The organism is Streptomyces tirandamycinicus (genome assembly GCF_003097515.1).
GTDB classification, from domain to species: domain Bacteria; phylum Actinomycetota; class Actinomycetes; order Streptomycetales; family Streptomycetaceae; genus Streptomyces; species Streptomyces tirandamycinicus.
The window spans coordinates 3580423-3597719 of the sequence record NZ_CP029188.1 but is presented as its reverse complement, the minus strand read 5'-3'; the positions used below and the strand labels follow the sequence as shown (position 1 = coordinate 3597719).

Here is a 17297-nt window from a genome sequence, read left to right as displayed (position 1 = left end):
GGCCCGGGCGGCGCGGCACCCGCCACGGGATCCCTCAGGGACGGACCAGGAGCTGGAACTCGAAGGCGTACCGCGAGGCCCGGTAGACATGCGAGCCGAACTCGACGGCGCGCCCGGTGTCGTCGAAGGTGGTCCGCTCCATCGTCAGCAGCGGGGAGCCCGCCTCCTCGCCGAGCAGCCGCGCCTCGTCGCCGGTGGCGGCCCGGGCGCCGACCGACTGCCGGGCGCTGTGCAGGGTGATGCCGGCGCCGCGCATCAGCCGGTAGAGCCCGGCAGGTCCCCCGTCCGCGCCCAGCGCAGCACGTCCTGCGCACCACGGGTGTTGACCACGCGCGACTCCGGCACCCCGCACTCCTCGGCCCGGGCACAGCCGTTGATCTGCCAGTCGAGCTGGCCCGGAGCGTGGGCGTCGGTGTCGATCGCGAAGAGCACGCCCGCGTCCACCGCGCGCCGCAGCAGCCGGCGCGGCGGATCGAGGCGGTCCGGACGGCAGTTGATCTCCACGGCCGTGCCGGACTCGGCGCAGGCCGCGAACACCTCGTCCGCGTCGAACTCCGACTCCGGCCGCCCGTGCCCTCCGCGCCCTCCGCGCCCTCCGTCACGTCCCTTCAGCAGCCGTCCCGTGCAGTGCCCGAGGACGTCGACGAGCGGATCGGTCACCGCGGTGACCATCCGCCGGGTCATCGGCCTCGCCTCCATCCGCAGCCGGGAGTGCACGGAGGCGACCACCACGTCCAGCCGGTCCAGCAGTTCCGGCTCCTGGTCGAGCGACCCGTCCGGCAGGATGTCGCACTCGATGCCGGTGAACAGCCGGAACGGCTCCCAGGTGCGGTTGAGTTCGGCGACCACGTCCAACTGCTCCCGCAGCCGCTCCGGGCTGAGCCCGCGGGCGACCGTGAGCCGGGGCGAGTGGTCGGTGAGCACGGCCCATTCGTGCCCGAGGGCGGCCGCCGCGCGCCCCATCGCCTCGATCGGGCTGCCGCCGTCGGACCAGTCCGAATGCAGATGGCAGTCCCCGCGGAGCGCCGCACGCAGCCGCGCCCCCGGGGCGTCCCCGCCGGCCTGCCCGCCCGCCTCCTCCTCCAGCCGCCGCAGATACGCCGGCACCTGACCGGCCAGGGCCTCCCGGACGACCTGAGCGGTCTTGGGCCCGAGACCCCGCACCGACTCCAGCGAGCCGGCCGCGGCCCGTTCGCCCACCTCGTGCTCGCCCAGGGCGGCGATCGCCGCCGACGCCGTACGGAAGGCACGCACCCGGTACGTCGGAGCCGCGGACCGCTCGAGCAGGAAGGCGATCCGGTCCAGTGCCTCCACCGGGCCCGTCGCCGGGTGCCGCCGGTGTTCGCCGCGGGAGCGGGGAGCGGACGCGGTCCCCCGGTCCGGGCGGGCGCCCGCCGCCCTGTCGTCGGCCGTCATCGCACCGCCCTTCCTCGCCCGGTCCGTGCCGGTCCGTCCCTCCCATGGTGCTCCCGCCGCACGTCACGAGCGACCGACGAACTTCCGCGCGAGTCGGTCGCCCAGCCTCACCGCGGCCCGGTGCGACTCGATGGGGGTGACCTTGGAGTCCCGGAACAGGATGTACGTCACGCCGGAGTTGACGCCTCCGGTGGTCGGGTCGGGGTCTATGCCCAGCGCACGGGCGGTGGCGTGCGACGCCTCGCCGATGAGGTCGGTCGGGCCGACGTCGCCGACCACCGCGTACACGAGCCGGTTGCGGTAGATGACGGCGGCGACGGTGCCGCCGCGGATGCGCGAGTAGTTGTAGTCCCACACCGAACTGATCGCCGGTACGACGATGAACGGCAGGTCGGCGGAGTCCAGCGGGTATCCCTCGGAGTCCCAGTACGCGGTCTCGGGCTGCCAGTACTCGTCGGTGTCGGGGTTGCACTCCGGGCTGCCCAGGCCGTCGCAGTCGATGTCGAGGTCCGCCTTCCAGAAGACCACCGAGCGGGTGCCGCACACCGGTATGGACTCCTCCTGGTCCGCGTCGGACCGGAACAGCCCGTCGGATATCCGGGTGCAGCTCCTGACCTTGGCGAGGAGTTCGCGCGCGGTCACGGAGCCCTCGTAGGCGGGACGGGCGGTGGCGGTGGCCGGCAGAGCGGCCGCGACGAGGAGTGCCGCGCCGGACAGGGCGACGGCCTTGGAGCAACGGGACACGGGGTGTTTCCTCCGGTTCGGGGCGCGGCCGCGTTCAGCGGCCGCCGCGTATGTGGTGGGCGAGCCGGTCCAGGAAGACCCGCTGGCCGGGGACGAGCAGCTCCGCCGCGCGCTCCAGGGGGAACCAGCCGACCCGGTCGACCTCGGGGAACTCCGTCGGTACGCCGGACCGCGGCGGCCACTGCATCGTGAACGTGCCGGGCACCACCGAACGGGGATCGAGGTCGCCCTCGACCGCCCACACGGTGACGGTCTTGCCGCCCGTCTGGCGGCTCTCACCGAGCGCGATGCGCTCGCCGTCCGGGGCGGGCAGCCCGAGTTCCTCCTCGAACTCCCGCCGTGCCGCCGCCTCCGGCTGCTCCTCCGGGCCGTACTCGCCCTTGGGAATCGACCACGCGCCCTCGTCCCTGGCGGCCCAAAAGGGGCCTCCCATGTGCCCGATCAGCACCTCGAGATCCGCCGCGGTGCCCCGGAACAGCAGGAGACCGGCGCTTCGCTTGCCCGACATGCTGCCGAGTCTGCGGGGGGCTCACGGCCGTCGCCATCGGACCGCCGGGGTGCCGGTGGCCGGTCGAACGGCCATGGCCGGGTGCACTGCCGGTTCACTCCCGGGAGTGGCCGCTCCGGGCGGCGCGGCGGGGTCCGGCCCACGAGAGCGGAGGTGTCTAGCCCAGGAGAGTGGACAGGTCGACGCTGTCGTCGGCGGTGGGAGTCGCGGTCGGGACCGGCTCGTCGTAGTCGGAGAAGTCCACGGTCGCCTTCGCCGCGCCGGCACTCGTCACCACCAGGCGCACCGGATGGGGCTCGCCCTCGGTGGCGACGTACAGGGTGACCGTCCGGCCTGCCAGATTGCCCGTCACCGGGATGGCCTCGACGCCGTCGACCTCCGTCTTCTCCCCCTTGGTGAGGGAGACGTCGCTGGTGGGAACGCCGGTCAGCCGGTCGAGGAACGTGTCGAGGTCGCAGACCCCGGCCATGCCCTTCAGCAGGCCGATGTCGGTGGTGCCGCGCAGATAGCGGTCCCCGACGAGTTCCCTGACCGCTTCGCCGCCGCCGGGCACCTGGTTCTTCCAGAACGCCGCGTCCGGCTTCATCCACACCGTCTCACCGCGTTTGATGATCTCCACGGAGCCCTCGCCGCCCATGCTGACCGTCCCGGCGCAGTTGCCCGAGCGGTCCAGGGCGAGGTCCAGCTCGTTCGGCGAACCCGGTTCCCGCAGGTCGCCCTTGCTGGTGATGTGCACCGACTCCGCGTCGAGCAGGGCCTCGCGGGCCTTCTCCGCGATCTGCCGGGCCGTGAGCGTCTCGATGTCGTCGCCCGCGTACGCCGTGCCGCCGGCCGCGAGTGCGACCGCGAGGAGAGCCGCGGACGACGCCCGTGTCCAGGTCCTGTGGTGTGCGCTCACGATCGCCTCCCGGGAAACGCGCCGGGTGGGTGCTCCGCCGATCCCGAGCCTACGCCGAGGGGGCACCCGCCGCCCGTTCGGGTGAACCGCCGGGAGGACGGCGGCGGCCGTGGCGTACGGCCCGGGAGGCGACGGCGGCCGTGATGTACGGCCCGGGAGGGCGACCGCGGCCACGGCGTACGGCCCGGGAAGCGGCCGGCGGTGACGGGTCGGTCCGCCCGGGACCGTCGCGTTGCGCCGCCGCCCCGGGCGCGGCAGGGTCGAAGGTGCGGCCCAAGGAGGACACAGCCATGGCCATCGCCAGTGTGAATCCCGCGACCGGCGAAACGCTCAAGACCTTCGAAGCCATCGGCCCCGAGGAGATCGAGAACCGCCTGGCCGCCGCTCACGCCACCTTCCGCGCGTACCGCACGACCTCCTTCCCGGAGCGCTCCCGGCTCCTGAGGCGGGCGGCGTCGCTGCTGGAGGAGGACCAGGAGGACATCGCCCGCACCATGACGAGCGAGATGGGCAAGCCGCTGACGGCGGCGAGGGCCGAGGCCGCCAAGTGTGTGAAGGCGATGCGGTGGTACGCCGACCACGCCGAGGAACTGCTCGCCGACGAGCACCCCGCGGACGGCGACGTGAAGGACTCGGGCGCCTCCGGCGTGACGGTCCGCTACCGCCCGCTGGGCGTGGTGCTCGCCGTGATGCCCTGGAACTTCCCGCTGTGGCAGGTCGTGCGGTTCGCGGCGCCCGCGCTGATGGCCGGTAACACCGGGCTGCTCAAGCACGCCTCGAACGTTCCGCAGACCGCCCTCTACCTGGGCGACCTCTTCCACCGGGCGGGCTTCCCCGCGGGCTGCTTCCAGACCCTGCTGGTCGGTGCGGGGGCGATCGAGGGCGTGCTGCGCGACCCGCGGGTGGCCGCGGCGACGCTCACCGGCAGCGAACCGGCGGGGCGCTCCGTCGCCTCGATCGCCGGTGACGAGGTCAAGAAGACCGTCCTGGAGCTCGGCGGCAGCGACCCGTACGTGGTCATGCCGTCCGCCGACGTGGACCGGGCCGCGCGGGTCGCCGTCACCGCCCGGGTCCAGAACAACGGGCAGTCGTGCATCGCGGCGAAGCGCTTCATCGTCCACGAGGACGTGTACGACGCCTTCACCGAGCGCTTCACCGCCCGGATGGAGGCGCTCGCCGTCGGCGACCCCATGGACGAGTCCACCGACGTCGGACCGCTGGCCACCGAGCAGGGCCGCGCCGACCTGGAGGAACTGGTCGACGACGCCGTACGGTGCGGAGCGCGGGTGCTGTGCGGCGCCGGCCGCCCCGAAGGCCGGCCGGCCGGCTGGTACTACCTGCCGACGGTGCTCGCGGGCGTCACCCCGCGGATGCGGATCCACCACGAGGAGGCGTTCGGCCCCGTCGCGACCGTCTACCGGGTCTCCGGTCTCGACGAGGCCGTGGCCGTCGCCAACGACTCGCCCTTCGGCCTGAGTTCCAACGTCTGGACCCGGGAGGCGGGCGACATGGAGCGGTTCGTCCAGGACATGGAGGCGGGCGGGATCTTCTTCAACGGGATGACCGCCTCCCACCCTGCGATGCCCTTCGGCGGCGCGAAGCGGTCCGGTTACGGGCGTGAGCTGTCCGACCACGGGATCAAGGAGTTCTGCAACATCACGACCGTCTGGACCGCCGCCTGAGTCCGGCCCCCGGCCCTCCCGGCCTGAGACCAGGCCCCCGGCCCCCTCGGTCTGACACCAAGCCCCGCCCCTCCCGGCGGCCGGTCCGGGACACCGCACCCCAGGTCCCGGACCGGCCGTTCGCCGCGCGCGATTGCCGGGCAGGAAGAGGGGCAGCGAGTCGCGGACGAGGGGCAGGGGGCACTCGATCATGGACCGGCGTACCGACTGGCAGTTCCTCGACGACCGAGGCCGTCTGGCCTCCTCCGATCAGCGGCCCGAACGGGTCGTCAGCTACATCCAGGCCGGAGCGACCCTCTGGGAGCACGGCATTCGGCCGGCCGGGGTGTTCGGCTCGAACCACGACGGGGACGGACCGGACCCGGTCAAGGCCGGGTCCCTGCCGCTGGACGGCCTCGGCTATCTCGGCTCGGGCGACGCGCTCGACGCCGAGGCGCTGCTCGGCGCCGCCCCCGACCTGGTGGTCGCCGTCACCTACGGCGGAGGGCAGGTCTACGGCCTCGATCCGGACACGGCGAAGCACATCGAGGAACGGGTGCCCCTGGTCGTGCTCGACGTCGGCCAGGGGCAGTCGCTGGGCGACGTCCGCGCCCGTTTCGCCGCCCTCGCCAGATCCCTGGGCGCCGCCCGGGACACGGCGGGCGCCGTCGCCCTCGCCCGCGCCAGCGCCAGGATCCGTGCCCTCGCACACGACAGCGCCGTCCGGCCCGCCCTGCTGGCCCTGTCACCGGCGTCCGCCGACAGCGCCTACCTGGCCAGGCCGCACTCGTGGCCCGACCTCAGGGAACTCACCGCCCTCGGCCTCGACCTGGTGTCGCCTCAGGGCGGCCCCGGCACCAACTGGTGCACCGCCGACTGGTCGTACGTCGCGGAACTCTCCGCACCGGTCCTCCTCGTCGACACACGCGCCAACGCCTACCCCTTGGCTGCCCTGAACGCCCCGGACGCCCCGGGCGGCAGCGCCGCCTGGTGCGAGGCCGCGGCCCGGGCACGGGTCGTCCCGTGGAACCCCGAGGCGCCGTGCAGCGACGGCGCGCACGCGCGCTTCTTCGACCGGGTGGCCGACGCGGTGGCGGCCGCGGCCGGCGGGTGACGGGGGCGTTCCGTGCCCCGCCGGCCGGGGGCGCCTCAGCGGCGGCCGGCGAAACCGTCGAGCGCGGCCAGCACCTCCGCACGCGCCGCGTCGCCGCCCAGGTGCCCCGCGCCGCCGACCGTCACCAGCCGGGCGTCCGGCCACGCCCGGCACAGCTCCCACGCGGTGTCCGGAGGGCTGGACAGATCGAGCCTGCCGTGCACCAGCACCCCGGGGATTCCGGTGAGCCGTGCCGCGTTCCGCAGCAGCACGCCCTCGTCCAGCCACGCCCCGTGCGCGAAGTAGTGGGAGGCGATCCGGACGAAAGCGATCCGGTCCGCCGAGGCGGGGGCGGAGTAGACCCCGGAGGGGCCGTCGGGCTCCAGCGAGACCACGGCATCCTCCCAGGCACACCAGTCCTCCGCGGCCCTCGCCCGTATCCCCGGGTCCGGGTCGTTCATCCTGCGCGCGTACGCCGCGACCGGGTCGCCGTCGCGTCCGGCCTCCGGCACCCCGGCCAGGAAGCGGTCCCACTGTGCGGGGAAGAACCGCGCCACGCCGCGGTAGAGCCAGTCGATCTCCGAACGGCGGGTCGTCGTGACCCCGTTGACGACGATCTCCGACACCCGCTCCGGGTGGCGCTGGGCGTACGCGAGCAGCAGCGTCGACCCCCAGGACCCGCCGTACAGCAGCCAGCGGCCGATGCCCAGGAGTTCCCGCAGCCGCTCCATGTCGGCCAGCAGATGCCCGGTCGTGTTGGTGGTGAGGTCGGCGCCGGGGTCGCTCGCGTGCGGGGTGCTGCGGCCGCAGCCGCGCTGGTCGAACAGGACGACCCGGTAGCGCTCCGGATCGAACAGCCGCCGGGCCCCGGGCCCGCATCCCGATCCCGGGCCGCCGTGCACCACCACGGCGGGCTTGCCGTCGGGATTGCCGCAGACCTCCCAGTACACGTGGTGGCCGTCGCCGGTGTCGAGCATGCCCCGGTCGTGGGGCTCGATGGGCGGGTATCGCGTGGGCATGACGGCTCCTCGGCTGCGCAGGGGCGAGGGGCGAGGGGCGCGCCCGCGACCGGCGCCGGGCCGGGCGCGGGGAGAGCCCGGGTACGCGCCTGCGGGTGCGGGCGGCCCGCCGCGGGACGAACCGGCCACGATAGTGCCGGGTGCCCCGCGTCCCAAGGGGGTTTCCGGACCGGCGCGGGGGCAGCCCCGGGAAGGCCGTGTCCGCCTTCCGGGCGCCCTCGGTGCGCTCGGGTTCACCCTGGTCTCGACGGCGGTCGATCCACACCGCTCGCTTCGGCGCCCGAGTCGCCGGGGGCGGGGCGGTGCTCGGTGGACGCGGTTCCGGTCGTGCCCGCGGTGCTCCGTGCCGCGGCGGGGTGGGCGTCGCCGCCGTCCCGGTCCCGGGTGGCGATCAGGGACCAGGCGATGGAGACGGTGATCGTGGCGGCGATGACGCCCAGGGTGAGGGGGATGGGCAGCTTGCCGACGGGTGTCTCGGACAGGATCAGCTTCACCCCGGCGAAGGCGAGCAGCACCGCCAGGCCGTAATGCAGGTACCGGAAGCGGCGCAGCAGTCCGGCGAGGCAGAAGTACAGGCTGCGCAGGCCCAGGACGGCGAACGCGTTGGCGGTCCACACCAGGAAGGTGTTGGTGGTGATCGCCAGGATCGCGGCGACGGAGTCGACGGCGAAGATCAGGTCGGTGGCCTCGATCGCGACGAGGACCACGAACAGCAGGGTCGCCACCCGCCGGCCGTCGACGCGGGTGAAGAACCTGTCCCCGTGGAACCGGGCATCGGTCGGGACGGCCTTTCGGACGAGGCGGACGACGGGGTTGCGGTCGGGGTGGACCTCCTCGTCCTTGGAGGCGGCCATCTTCCAGCCGGTCCAGATCAGGAACGCACCGAAGACGTATGCGGTCCAGAAGAACACCCGCAGCAGCTCCGCGCCGACGAAGATGAACACCAGACGGGCGGCCAGTGCCCCGATGACGCCCCAGAAGAGGACCTTGTGCTGGTAGGCGTCCGGCACGGCGAAGAAGGAGAAGACCAGCGCGAAGACGAAGACGTTGTCGACCGACAGGGCCTTCTCGATCAGATAGCCGGCGTAGTAGGTGGTGGCGACGTCGCCGTCCTGCCATGCGAGCAGGATCAGGCCGAAGCCCAGTCCGGCGGCGATCCAGACGCCGCTCCAGACCGCGGCCTCGCGGAAGCCGATCACGTGGTTGTCGCGGTGGGCGAGCAGGTCGACGGCGAGCATCACACCGATACCGAGGGTCACCGCGGCCCATACCCACAGCGGAACCGGGAACGACAGGTCGTTCATGACGATCGGGCTTCCTCGTCGTGGCCGGGGGAACGGCCCGGCAGGCGGCGGCGGGTGCCGACCGGACCGCTTCGGGCGGGGTGGGGGTCAGCGTGCCGTGCGGAGTGTCCGCGGCGCCGGGGAGACGGCGTGCACGGCCGGACCGCCGCGTATCGCGGCCGCCTCGATCAGCGTGCGGGCGTCCAGCCCCGCCGGGCCGCCGCGGGAGGCGAGTACCACCGGCGAGTGGTGCCGAGCGGCCAGGGCGAGCAGCCCGGTCGCCGCCCGCAGCCTGCCGCCCCGCGCATCGGGGCCGCGGTGGACGGCCGGGATGTACCCGACGCGGGCGCGGCCGACGCACGGCAGCACCCGGCCCAGCACCGCCCGCGCCTCCGCACCGTCCGCCCCGGCGCCCGGCCCCGGTGCGGGGGAGTACGGCAGCACCGTGACGAGCAGCAGCGGCACACCGAGTGCGGCGGCCATGCGGGCGGCGGCGTCCGCGACGGCCACGTCGTCGAGGCGGTCGGTGAGCACGGCGGTCACCGGCCGCGGCAGGGAAGGTGGCAGGGACGGCGGCAGGGAAGGTGGCAGGGACGGCGGCAGGGAAGGTGACAGAGAGGGGAAGCGGGACGGTGGGAGAGACGGTGGGAGAGACGGTGGGAGAGACGGCGGGAGGGGCGGGCGTTCCGGCACGGGGACGGCGGGCGCCCGGTGCTGCGGGGGCGGGAGGTTCACGGCCATCACCCCTTCGGGGTAAGTGGTGCGACATCTCCAGGGTCACCCGAACGGCCAAGCACGTCAACGCTTACGCGAAAAGAATTTCGCCAATCTGGGTTCAGGTGAAGGGGTAGGGTGGAGCCCATGAGTGTTTCCTCCACCCGCGGTGACACCTGGACGTTCCTGACCAATCACGCCCGCGTCCTGCTGTGCCTGGCCGACGACCCCGAAGCGCGGCTGCGCGACGTCGCGTCCTCCATCGGCATCACCGAGCGCGCCGTCCAGCTCATCGTCGCCGACCTGGAGAGCGCCGGATATCTCACCCGGACCCGCGTCGGGCGGCGCAACCGCTACACCATCGACGCCACCCTCGCCCTGCGCCACCCCCACGAGGCCCACCATCCCGTCGGCGACCTGCTGAACACCTTCCTCCACCGCGAGGACACCCAGGAACCCCGGCCCGCTCCCTGAGCCCCCGCCCGCTCCCTGAGCCCCGGCGTGCCGCCGCCCGCCCGCCAACCCGGCCCGTACCCGCGGCGGATCACCGCCCGCCGTCCGCGCTGCCCCGCCGGCTCAGCCGCCCGTCGTCTCCGCTCTCATCGGCGGCGCCGCGGGCGGCCGGGCCACGGGGCCGAACAGCACCGCCCGGGCCACCCTCGGGGCGAACAGGGCGCTCAGCGGCGCGGTGAGCGTCAGCACGGAGCGGAACACCGGGCCGACGAGCGCCGGATCACCCACGTACCGCCGCTGGACACGGTTCAGGTACCAGCCGACCGGACGGTCCACGGCCCGGGAGGCGACGGCGTTCCCCACCGCCCCGGGCATGGCCCGGTCGGCGCCCGCGGAGATGTCCCACGCCTGGCGCGAGGCGTCGAAGAGCGCCCGCTGCACCCGCAGGGTCGTCGGCCTGCGACGCGGGTCGGCGAGGGCGTCGCGCAGTGCCACGGCGCTCATCGCGGCGACCGACATGCCCTGCCCGTAGATCGGGTTGAAGGTGCACAGCGCGTCGCCGGTGGCGAGGAACCCCGCGGGACGCCGGCCCGGACGGTCGTATCTGCGCCGCAGGTTGGCCGTCGCCCGGAAGCCGTACACCGGTGTCCGCGGCTCGGCGGTCAGCAGCCACTCGTGCAGGAACGGGTGGGGCAGGCGCGCGGCGAAAGCGGTGAACCCCGCGTCGTCCGTGGGCGGTTCCTGGCCGCGGAGACCCGCGAGCGCGACGAGGTGGCTGCCGTCCTCCAGGGGGAGCACCCCGCCCGCGTACGTCTGTGCGGGGTTCGGGTAGAACCAGTACGCCAGGGCCTCGGTGCCGAGGTGGGCGCCGGTGTCGCGGTAGACGCGCGAGGCGTACGCCTGGCCGGTGTCGATGGTCTCCTCCGCCGGCGGCTCGGCGCCGATCGCCGCCAGCCACTGCGGGGCGCGCGAACCGCGCCCGGAGGCGTCCACGACCAGGTCGGCCGGCAGCGTCCGCTGCCGCCGCCCCGACGCGCCGGCGCCCGCGGTTCCGCCCGTGCCGCCGCGCTCCCGCAGCAGCACACCCCGGACCCGGGACGCGTCGCCGGCGAGCCCGACCGCCTCGGCGGACTCGACGGTCCTGATCGCCGGATCGGCCAGCACACGCCTGCGCACCAGGTGTTCGAGATGGGCCCGGGAGCCGGTGTGGATATGGGTCGTCGGGGCCGTCCGCCGGACCCAGGCGCCGCCGCTCCACGCCACCATGTCCTCGGGCATGCCCACGCGGGGTGCCCCGGCCGCCCGCAGCTCGGCCGTGAACCCGGGCAGCAGCGAGTCCAGCGCCAGCTGACCGCTCTCCAGCAGCACATGGGCGTGCCTGCTCTGCGGGACGCCGGGACGCGGCTCCGGGCCGTCCGGGATCCGGTCGCGCTCCACGACGGTCACCCGGTCGGCGTGGCCGGCCAGCACATGCGCCGCGAGCAGTCCGGCGAGGCTGCCCCCGATCACGACGGCGTGCCGTCCGTTCCCGTGCGGCCGCCGACCGCCCTTGTCCCGCGCGTGGTTCACCATGTCCGCCCCTCGTGGTCAGCGAGTCCTGCCATGGCCGACCAGTATCCCCGGCGGCGAGGGGCAGATCACGGGCAGCGAGCCGCAGGCGCGCGATGTGGTAATGCGTGCCGCGAGAGCAGCTCCGTCCGCCCGCAGGGCGGGTGGGACTCTCGCGCACGCCCTGAAGGGATTCGTCCGGGCCTGGTGGCACGGGCGCGGGCGGGGAACGCCCGCCGCCCGCCGCCCGCCGCCCGCTGCCTGTCGCCCGCCGCCGCCTGTCGCCGCCCGCCGCCTACCCCCGCCGGGGCGCCGGCGGCGGCCCCCCGACCTCCGCCAGCGCCTCCGTGAGCCAGCCGATCCAGAACCGCTCCAGCTCGATCCCGCCGCGCAGCACCACATGCCGCAGACGGTCCTCGGCCGCGTCCCGCTCCGGCGGGAAGTGGCGCCTCTCGATGTCCTCGTACTCCGCCAACTGCCTCCGGTGCAGGTCCAGATGGCGGCCCAGTTCCGCTTCCAGCCCTTCCGTGCCCACGACCGCCGCCGCTCGCATCCGGAGCAGCAGCGCGTCCCGGACCGGTTTGGGGTCCTCGCTCCTGCCCACCCAGCCGGTCAGCTCCGCGCGGCCCGCGGGCAGTACCTCGTACTCCTTCCGCCTGCCCCTGGCCGGCTGGGCGGAGGGCAGGGCGCGGATCAGCCCCGCCTCCTCCAGCTTCCCCAGTTCGCGGTAGATCTGCTGGTGCGTCGCCGACCAGAAGTAGCCGATGGACCGGTCGAAGCGGCGGGTCAGCTCCAGGCCCGAGGACGGCTTCTCGAGCAGGGCGGTGAGGATGGCGTGCGGGAGGGACATGACCGGCATCCTAGGGAGGCGGTGTCAGATCCCGGCCGCCAGCCGGGTGCCCTGGTCGATGGCGCGCTTGGCGTCCAGCTCGGCGGCCACGTCGGCGCCGCCGATGAGGTGCACGGTGCGGCCCGCGGCGGCCAGCTCGTCGTACAGGCCGCGCCTCGGCTCCTGGCCGGTGCACAGCACCACCGTGTCCACGGGGATCGTCCTCGCCGTGCCGTCGACGGTGATGTGCAGGCCCTCGTCGTCGATCCGGTCGTAGGCCGCCCCGGCGACCATCGTGACGCCGCGGTGCTTGAGCTCCGTGCGGTGGATCCAGCCCGTCGTCTTGCCGAGGCCCGCGCCGACCTTGGAGGACTTGCGCTGCAGGAGGTGCACGGTGCGCGGGGACCGCGGCCGCTCCGGGGCCCGCAGCCCGCCCCGCTCGGCGTACCCGGTGTCCACGCCCCACTGCCGGAAGTAGGTCTCCGGGTCGAGGCTCGCGCCCTCGCCGCCGTCGGTGAGGAACTCCGCGACGTCGAAGCCGATCCCGCCGGCGCCGACGACGGCGACCCGCTCGCCGACCTCCGCGCCGTCGCGCAGCACGTCGAGGTAGCCGACGACGCTGGGGTGGTCGACGCCCTCGATGTCGGGGGTGCGCGGCGTGACCCCGGTGGCGACCACGATCTCGTCGTACCCGGTCAGCAGGTCCGGTGTGGCGAAGGTCCCGAGCCGGACCTCCACCCCGCGCAGCTCCAGCTGGGTGCGGAAGTAGCGCAGCGTCTCCTCGAACTCCTCCTTGCCCGGGATGCGCTTGGCGATGTTCAGCTGCCCGCCGATCTCGTCGGCCGCGTCGAAGAGGGTCACGTCGTGGCCGCGTTCTGCGGCCGAGACCGAGAACGCCAGGCCCGCCGGGCCGGCGCCGACGACCGCCAGCCGCTTGCGCAGCCGGGTGGGGGAGAGCACCAGCTCGGTCTCGTGGCAGGCCCGCGGGTTGACCAGGCAGGAGGTGATCCTGCCGCTGAAGGTGTGGTCCAGGCACGCCTGGTTGCAGCCGATACAGGTGTTGATCGTCTCGGCGCGGTCCTCGCGGGCCTTGGCGACGAAATCGGGGTCGGCCAGGAAGGGCCGTGCCATGGACACCATGTCCGCGCGGCCCTCGGCGAGCACCCGCTCCGCGACCTCCGGCGTGTTGATCCGGTTGCTGGTGACCAGCGGTACGGACACCGCGCCCATGAGCTTCTCGGTCACCCAGGTGTACGCGGCGCGCGGCACCGAGGTCGCGATGGTCGGTATCCGGGCCTCGTGCCAGCCGATGCCGGTGTTGATGATGGTCGCGCCGGCCGCCTCGATCTCCTTGGCGAGCGCGACGACCTCGTCGAGCGAGGAGCCGCCGGGCACGAGGTCGAGCATCGACAGCCGGTAGACGATGATGAAGTCGTCGCCGACGTGCTCGCGGGTACGGCGGACGATCTCGCGGGGGAAGCGGGTCCGGTTCGCGTAGGAGCCGCCCCAGCGGTCGTCCCGGTGGTTGGTGGCGCTCGCGATGAACTCGTTGACGAGGTAGCCCTCGGAGCCCATGATCTCGACGCCGTCGTACCCCGCCGACTTCGCCAGCCCGGCCGCGCGGACGTAGTCCTCGATGGTCTGCTCCACCTCCTCGTCGGTGAGGGCGTGGGGGACGAACGGGCTGATGGGGGCCTGCAGCGCGCTCGGCGCCACCAGCTCCCGGTGGTACGCGTAGCGGCCGAAGTGCAGGAGCTGCATGGCGATCCGGCCGCCCTCCGCGTGCACCGCGTCGGTGATCGTGCGGTGCTGCGCGGCCTCCTGCTCGGTGGTGAGTTTGGCACCGCCCTCGTACGGGCGCCCCGCGTCGTTGGGGGCGATGCCGCCGGTGACGATCAGCCCGACGCCGCCGCGGGCGCGCTCGGCGTAGAAGGCGGCCATGCGCGCGAAGCCGTTCTCGGCCTCCTCCAGGCCGATGTGCATCGAGCCCATCAGCACCCGGTTCGGGAGTGTGGTGAAGCCGAGGTCGAGCGGGCTGAGCAGATGCGGGTACGGGGTCGGGGTCATCGGGGCGCCTCCTCGCGCGATAAGCGTCGACCCCTTTTGTAGACGCCGGAGGCCCCGTTATGCAACTAGTTGCACAACGAGGTCCGGGTGAGATGCGCTACGCGGGTACGGCCCAGCGGTCCAGTTCCTCCGGGGTCCGCGGACCCGGACGGCCCGCCTCCAGCAGCCCGTGGGCCCGCAGCACCTCCTCGGCCGCCATCGCCCAGGGCCGCCGCAGCCGGGCCGCGTCCAGCAGCTCCCGGTCCGCCAGCAGCTCCGCGACCGGCCCGGTCCGCAGCCCGGCCGGGGACAGCACGGCGGCGTCGTCGGCCCAGCGCAGCGCCAGGTCCACGTCGTGCGTGGCCATCACCACGGTCGTGCCGGACTCCCGGAGCCGCTCCAGCACCGCCAGCAGCCGCTCCTGGCCGTGCGGGTCGAGCCCGGCCGTCGGCTCGTCCAGGATCAGCACCCGCGGCCGCATGGCCACCGCGCCCGCGATCGCCGCCCGCTTGCGCTGCCCGTACGACAGCAGATGCGTCGGCCGGTCCTCCAGCGCCGAGATGTCCAGCGCGTCGAGCGCCTCGGCGACCCGGGCCCGTACCTCCGGTTCCGGCAGCCCCAGGTTCATCGGCCCGAACGACACGTCCTGGCCCACGGAGGCGGCGAACAGCTGGTCGTCCGGATCCTGCACGACCAGCTGCACCGTCGTCCGGAGCCGGGTCAGCCCTGCGCGGCCGTGGCCCACCGGCTCGCCGTCCAGCAGCAGCCGGCCCTCGCCGCAGCGCAGTCCGCCGCTCAGCAGCCGCATCAGGGTCGTCTTTCCGCTCCCGTTGCGGCCCAACAGCGCCAGCGACCGTCCCGCGGGCACCGCGAAGTCCACACCGCGCAGCACCGGCGGCCCGTCCGGGTAGGAGAACCCGGCGCCGGCCAGTTCCACCAGGGGGACCGCGCCCCCGCCGCCGCTCGCGTCCACGGATCCGCTCACAGGACGGACCTTTCCAGTACGAGGGTGAGGGCGACGAGCCCCGCGAGCAGGCCCGCGGTCGCCGCCAGGAAGCGCACGGACACCGTCGCGGGCGGCACCAGGACCCGGAGCGTCCCGTCGTAACCGCGCCCGGCGAGCCCCGTCTGCAGCCGCTGGGCCCGGTCGAAGGCGCGCACGAACGCCGTGGCGGCGAGCCCCGCGAGGGACCGCCAGGCCGCCGCCCGGGTGGTGTGACCGAGCCGGGCGGCCTGCGCCTGGCGGATCCGGCGCACCGCGTCCAGCAGCAGGAACGCGATCCGGTACATCACCAGGGCCACGTCCACCACCGGCCCCGGCACCCCCGCCCCGGCCAGCCGGGGCAGCACGTCGGACATCGGGGTGGTGAACGCGAACAGCAGCACCCCGAGCGAGGCCGCGGACGTCCGCAGCAGCAGCCGGACCGCGTGCAGGGGCCCGTCGGGCGCGAGCGCCAGGAAGCCGTCCGGGCCGCCCACCGCGAACAGCAGCGGAACCGCACCCGTGACGCAGAATCCCAGCGGGATGCGCCAGGCCCGCCACAGCTGCCGGGGCGCCACCCCGGCCGGTCCGAGCAGCACCGCGACGGCGGCCGCGGCCACCAGGACGGCACCCGGCCACGGCGGCAGCGCGACGGCGCAGACCGTCAGCCCCAGACCGAGCGCCGCCTTCTCGCCCGGATGGCGGCCGCGCCAGCGGCTGCCGTGCGCCGCCGCGTCGATCGGCAGCATCGGGGACTACGCGCCCGCGCCGGCGGGATCGGCCGTCCCGGCGGAATCGGCCGCACCGGCGTCCGCCGCCCGGCCGTCCCGCGTAGCCGTCCGGCCGTCCCGCGCCGCCGCCCGGGCCTCGCCCTGCCGTCGGCCCCTGCGCAGCCCGAAGTAGTACGCGAGGACACCGGCGCCCAGCGCGGCCTGGAGGGCGAACAGGGCCGACTCGACCTCCCCGGACGGCGGTTCGTACAGCGGGGCGAACCAGGGCTCGTAGTCCGGGGCGATCTCCGTGATCGCGGTCTCCGCCTCGCCGTCGGCGCCGGTGAAGGGCTCCTCCTTGTGGTCACCCAGGCCCAGTGCGAGCGGCAGCACCGCCAGCGCGGCCACGATCGCCAGCAGCAGTGTGTTGATCTTCGCGTTGCGGCTCATCGGACTGCGGCCTCCTTCTTCGCCCCGCCCTGGAGGAGCACCCCGAGCCGGGTCAGCTCACCCTTGCTCGACTGCACCAGCAGCCGCATCACCAGGACGGTGAGCAGGCCCTCGCTGATCGCCAGCGGGAACTGGGTGACCGCGAAGATCCCGCCGAACTTGGCCAGGGCCCCCACCACACCGCTGCCCGGGTCGGGGAACGCCAGCGCCAGCTGCACGCTGGTGACGCAGTACGTGGACAGGTCGGCGGTGAACGCGCCCAGGAACACGGCCACCATCAGCGGCGCCCCGGACCGCCGCAGCAGCGCGTACACCCCGAACCCGGCCCAGGGCCCCACGATCGCCAGCGAGAAGACGTTCGCGCCGAGCGTGGTCAGTCCCCCGTGGGCCAGCAGCAGCGCCTGGAAGAGCAGGGTGATCGTGCCGAGGACCGCCATGATCGGCGGCCGGAACAGTATCGCGCCCAGGCCCGTTCCGGTCGGATGGGAGCAACTGCCCGTCACGGAAGGGATCTTGAGCGCGGACAGCACGAAGGTGAAGGCGCCGGACGCGCCGAGCAGCAGCGTGGACTCGGGGTTCGCCCTGACCTCACGGGTCAGCGCCCGTACACCGTGGATCACGAAGGGGGCGGACGCGGCGGCCCAGGCGGCCGCGTGCACAGGGGGCAGAAACCCCTCGGCTATATGCATGGGTTGGGAGACCTCTCCAGCACCTCGTGGATGGACAACGCGCCCTGGCCGGTCTCCTGGCTGACGGGTCATGCCGCCCGGGCTCCGCCTTCCCGGACACCGCGGTCTCCCGCGGCGGTCCAGTGGCTTCCTTGCGGAGAGAGCCGGACTTCCCGATCACAGTGGCGAGGGCCGCACCGGTACTCCACCGGTTTCCCGTTCACCAAGGCCCTGCGACACTAGTGCGTTGACCAGGTGCATCACAAGCCGCGTAC

General features: G+C 74.1%; 17 protein-coding genes, 1 pseudogene and 1 riboswitch. Of the genes and pseudogenes, 3 read left to right on the top strand and 15 right to left on the bottom strand.

The annotated features are described in order from the left end of the window. Positions 1–34: 34 nt before the first annotated feature. From DDW44_RS15885 to DDW44_RS15865, 5 genes and pseudogenes are all read right to left on the bottom strand, one after another. Positions 35–271: pseudogene (locus tag DDW44_RS15885) on the bottom strand (UTRA domain-containing protein); the annotation flags it as partial. Beyond that, positions 256–1416, bottom strand: coding sequence for a PHP domain-containing protein (locus tag DDW44_RS15880; RefSeq protein ID WP_244224046.1), 1161 nt, complete (start codon positions 1414–1416; stop codon positions 256–258). The pseudogene DDW44_RS15885 and the gene DDW44_RS15880, both read right to left, overlap by 16 nt. Before the next feature lie 63 nt (positions 1417–1479). Then, positions 1480–2160: a glycoside hydrolase family 75 protein gene (locus DDW44_RS15875; RefSeq protein WP_018890910.1), complete on the bottom strand. Its 681-nt coding sequence runs from the start codon at positions 2158–2160 to the stop codon at positions 1480–1482. Positions 2161–2194: 34 nt separating this feature from the next. Next, positions 2195–2668, bottom strand: coding sequence for an NUDIX hydrolase (locus DDW44_RS15870; RefSeq protein ID WP_108906853.1), 474 nt, complete (start codon positions 2666–2668; stop codon positions 2195–2197). A gap of 157 nt (positions 2669–2825) precedes the next feature. Next, the gene (locus tag DDW44_RS15865; protein ID WP_017948284.1) at positions 2826–3566 is read right to left on the bottom strand and encodes a LolA-like protein; all 741 of its coding nucleotides are present in this window, start codon (positions 3564–3566) and stop codon (positions 2826–2828) included. A gap of 290 nt (positions 3567–3856) precedes the next feature. Here DDW44_RS15865 and DDW44_RS15860 point away from each other — a divergent pair, with 290 nt between their 5' ends. Continuing rightward, entirely contained in the window at positions 3857–5248 is a 1392-nt protein-coding gene (locus DDW44_RS15860) for an NADP-dependent succinic semialdehyde dehydrogenase (protein WP_108906852.1), read from the top strand. A 190-nt stretch (positions 5249–5438) separates the two neighbouring features. Next, positions 5439–6341: a substrate-binding domain-containing protein gene (locus DDW44_RS15855; RefSeq protein ID WP_108906851.1), complete on the top strand. Its 903-nt coding sequence runs from the start codon at positions 5439–5441 to the stop codon at positions 6339–6341. A gap of 35 nt (positions 6342–6376) precedes the next feature. On the opposite strand, the gene pip is transcribed toward DDW44_RS15855, so the two are convergent. The 3 genes from pip to DDW44_RS15840 all read right to left on the bottom strand — a co-directional run bounded on the left by pip (position 6377) and on the right by DDW44_RS15840 (position 9165). Beyond that, positions 6377–7339 (bottom strand): prolyl aminopeptidase, encoded by a 963-nt coding sequence (gene pip / locus DDW44_RS15850; RefSeq protein ID WP_108906850.1) that lies wholly within the window; start codon positions 7337–7339, stop codon positions 6377–6379. 233 nt (positions 7340–7572) lie between these two features. Then, on the bottom strand, positions 7573–8643 hold the full coding sequence (locus DDW44_RS15845; protein ID WP_108906849.1) for a TerC family protein: 1071 nt from the start codon (positions 8641–8643) through the stop codon (positions 7573–7575). A gap of 87 nt (positions 8644–8730) precedes the next feature. Further along, complete coding sequence (locus DDW44_RS15840) at positions 8731–9165, bottom strand: universal stress protein (protein WP_240800620.1); 435 nt, start codon at positions 9163–9165, stop codon at positions 8731–8733. 318 nt (positions 9166–9483) lie between these two features. Between DDW44_RS15840 and DDW44_RS15835 the strand changes: the two genes are divergently transcribed. Further along, positions 9484–9810 (top strand): helix-turn-helix transcriptional regulator, encoded by a 327-nt coding sequence (locus DDW44_RS15835; protein WP_018890905.1) that lies wholly within the window; start codon positions 9484–9486, stop codon positions 9808–9810. A 102-nt stretch (positions 9811–9912) separates the two neighbouring features. Here DDW44_RS15835 and DDW44_RS15830 read toward each other — a convergent pair whose 3' ends face one another. The 7 genes from DDW44_RS15830 to DDW44_RS15800 form a co-directional block, all read right to left on the bottom strand. Beyond that, a complete protein-coding gene (locus DDW44_RS15830; RefSeq protein ID WP_108906847.1) occupies positions 9913–11361 on the bottom strand; it encodes an FAD-dependent oxidoreductase in 1449 nt (482 codons plus the stop codon). A gap of 271 nt (positions 11362–11632) precedes the next feature. Next, positions 11633–12187: a PadR family transcriptional regulator gene (locus DDW44_RS15825; protein ID WP_108906846.1), complete on the bottom strand. Its 555-nt coding sequence runs from the start codon at positions 12185–12187 to the stop codon at positions 11633–11635. 24 nt (positions 12188–12211) lie between these two features. Continuing rightward, on the bottom strand, positions 12212–14233 hold the full coding sequence (locus DDW44_RS15820; protein ID WP_108906845.1) for an NADPH-dependent 2,4-dienoyl-CoA reductase: 2022 nt from the start codon (positions 14231–14233) through the stop codon (positions 12212–12214). 97 nt (positions 14234–14330) lie between these two features. Beyond that, the gene (locus DDW44_RS15815; protein WP_027732517.1) at positions 14331–15197 is read right to left on the bottom strand and encodes an energy-coupling factor ABC transporter ATP-binding protein; all 867 of its coding nucleotides are present in this window, start codon (positions 15195–15197) and stop codon (positions 14331–14333) included. Next, the gene (gene cbiQ, locus DDW44_RS15810) at positions 15194–15943 is read right to left on the bottom strand and encodes a cobalt ECF transporter T component CbiQ (RefSeq protein ID WP_108906844.1); all 750 of its coding nucleotides are present in this window, start codon (positions 15941–15943) and stop codon (positions 15194–15196) included. The genes DDW44_RS15815 and cbiQ overlap by 4 nt, the downstream gene beginning before the upstream one ends. Before the next feature lie 6 nt (positions 15944–15949). Continuing rightward, positions 15950–16354, bottom strand: a complete 405-nt coding sequence (locus DDW44_RS15805) for an energy-coupling factor ABC transporter substrate-binding protein (protein ID WP_108906843.1) — start codon at positions 16352–16354, stop codon at positions 15950–15952. Continuing rightward, entirely contained in the window at positions 16351–17043 is a 693-nt protein-coding gene (locus DDW44_RS15800) for an energy-coupling factor ABC transporter permease (protein ID WP_026165350.1), read from the bottom strand. Before DDW44_RS15800 ends, DDW44_RS15805 begins: the two co-directional genes overlap by 4 nt. A gap of 29 nt (positions 17044–17072) precedes the next feature. Then, positions 17073–17292: riboswitch (cobalamin riboswitch) on the bottom strand. Positions 17293–17297: the final 5 nt, after the last annotated feature.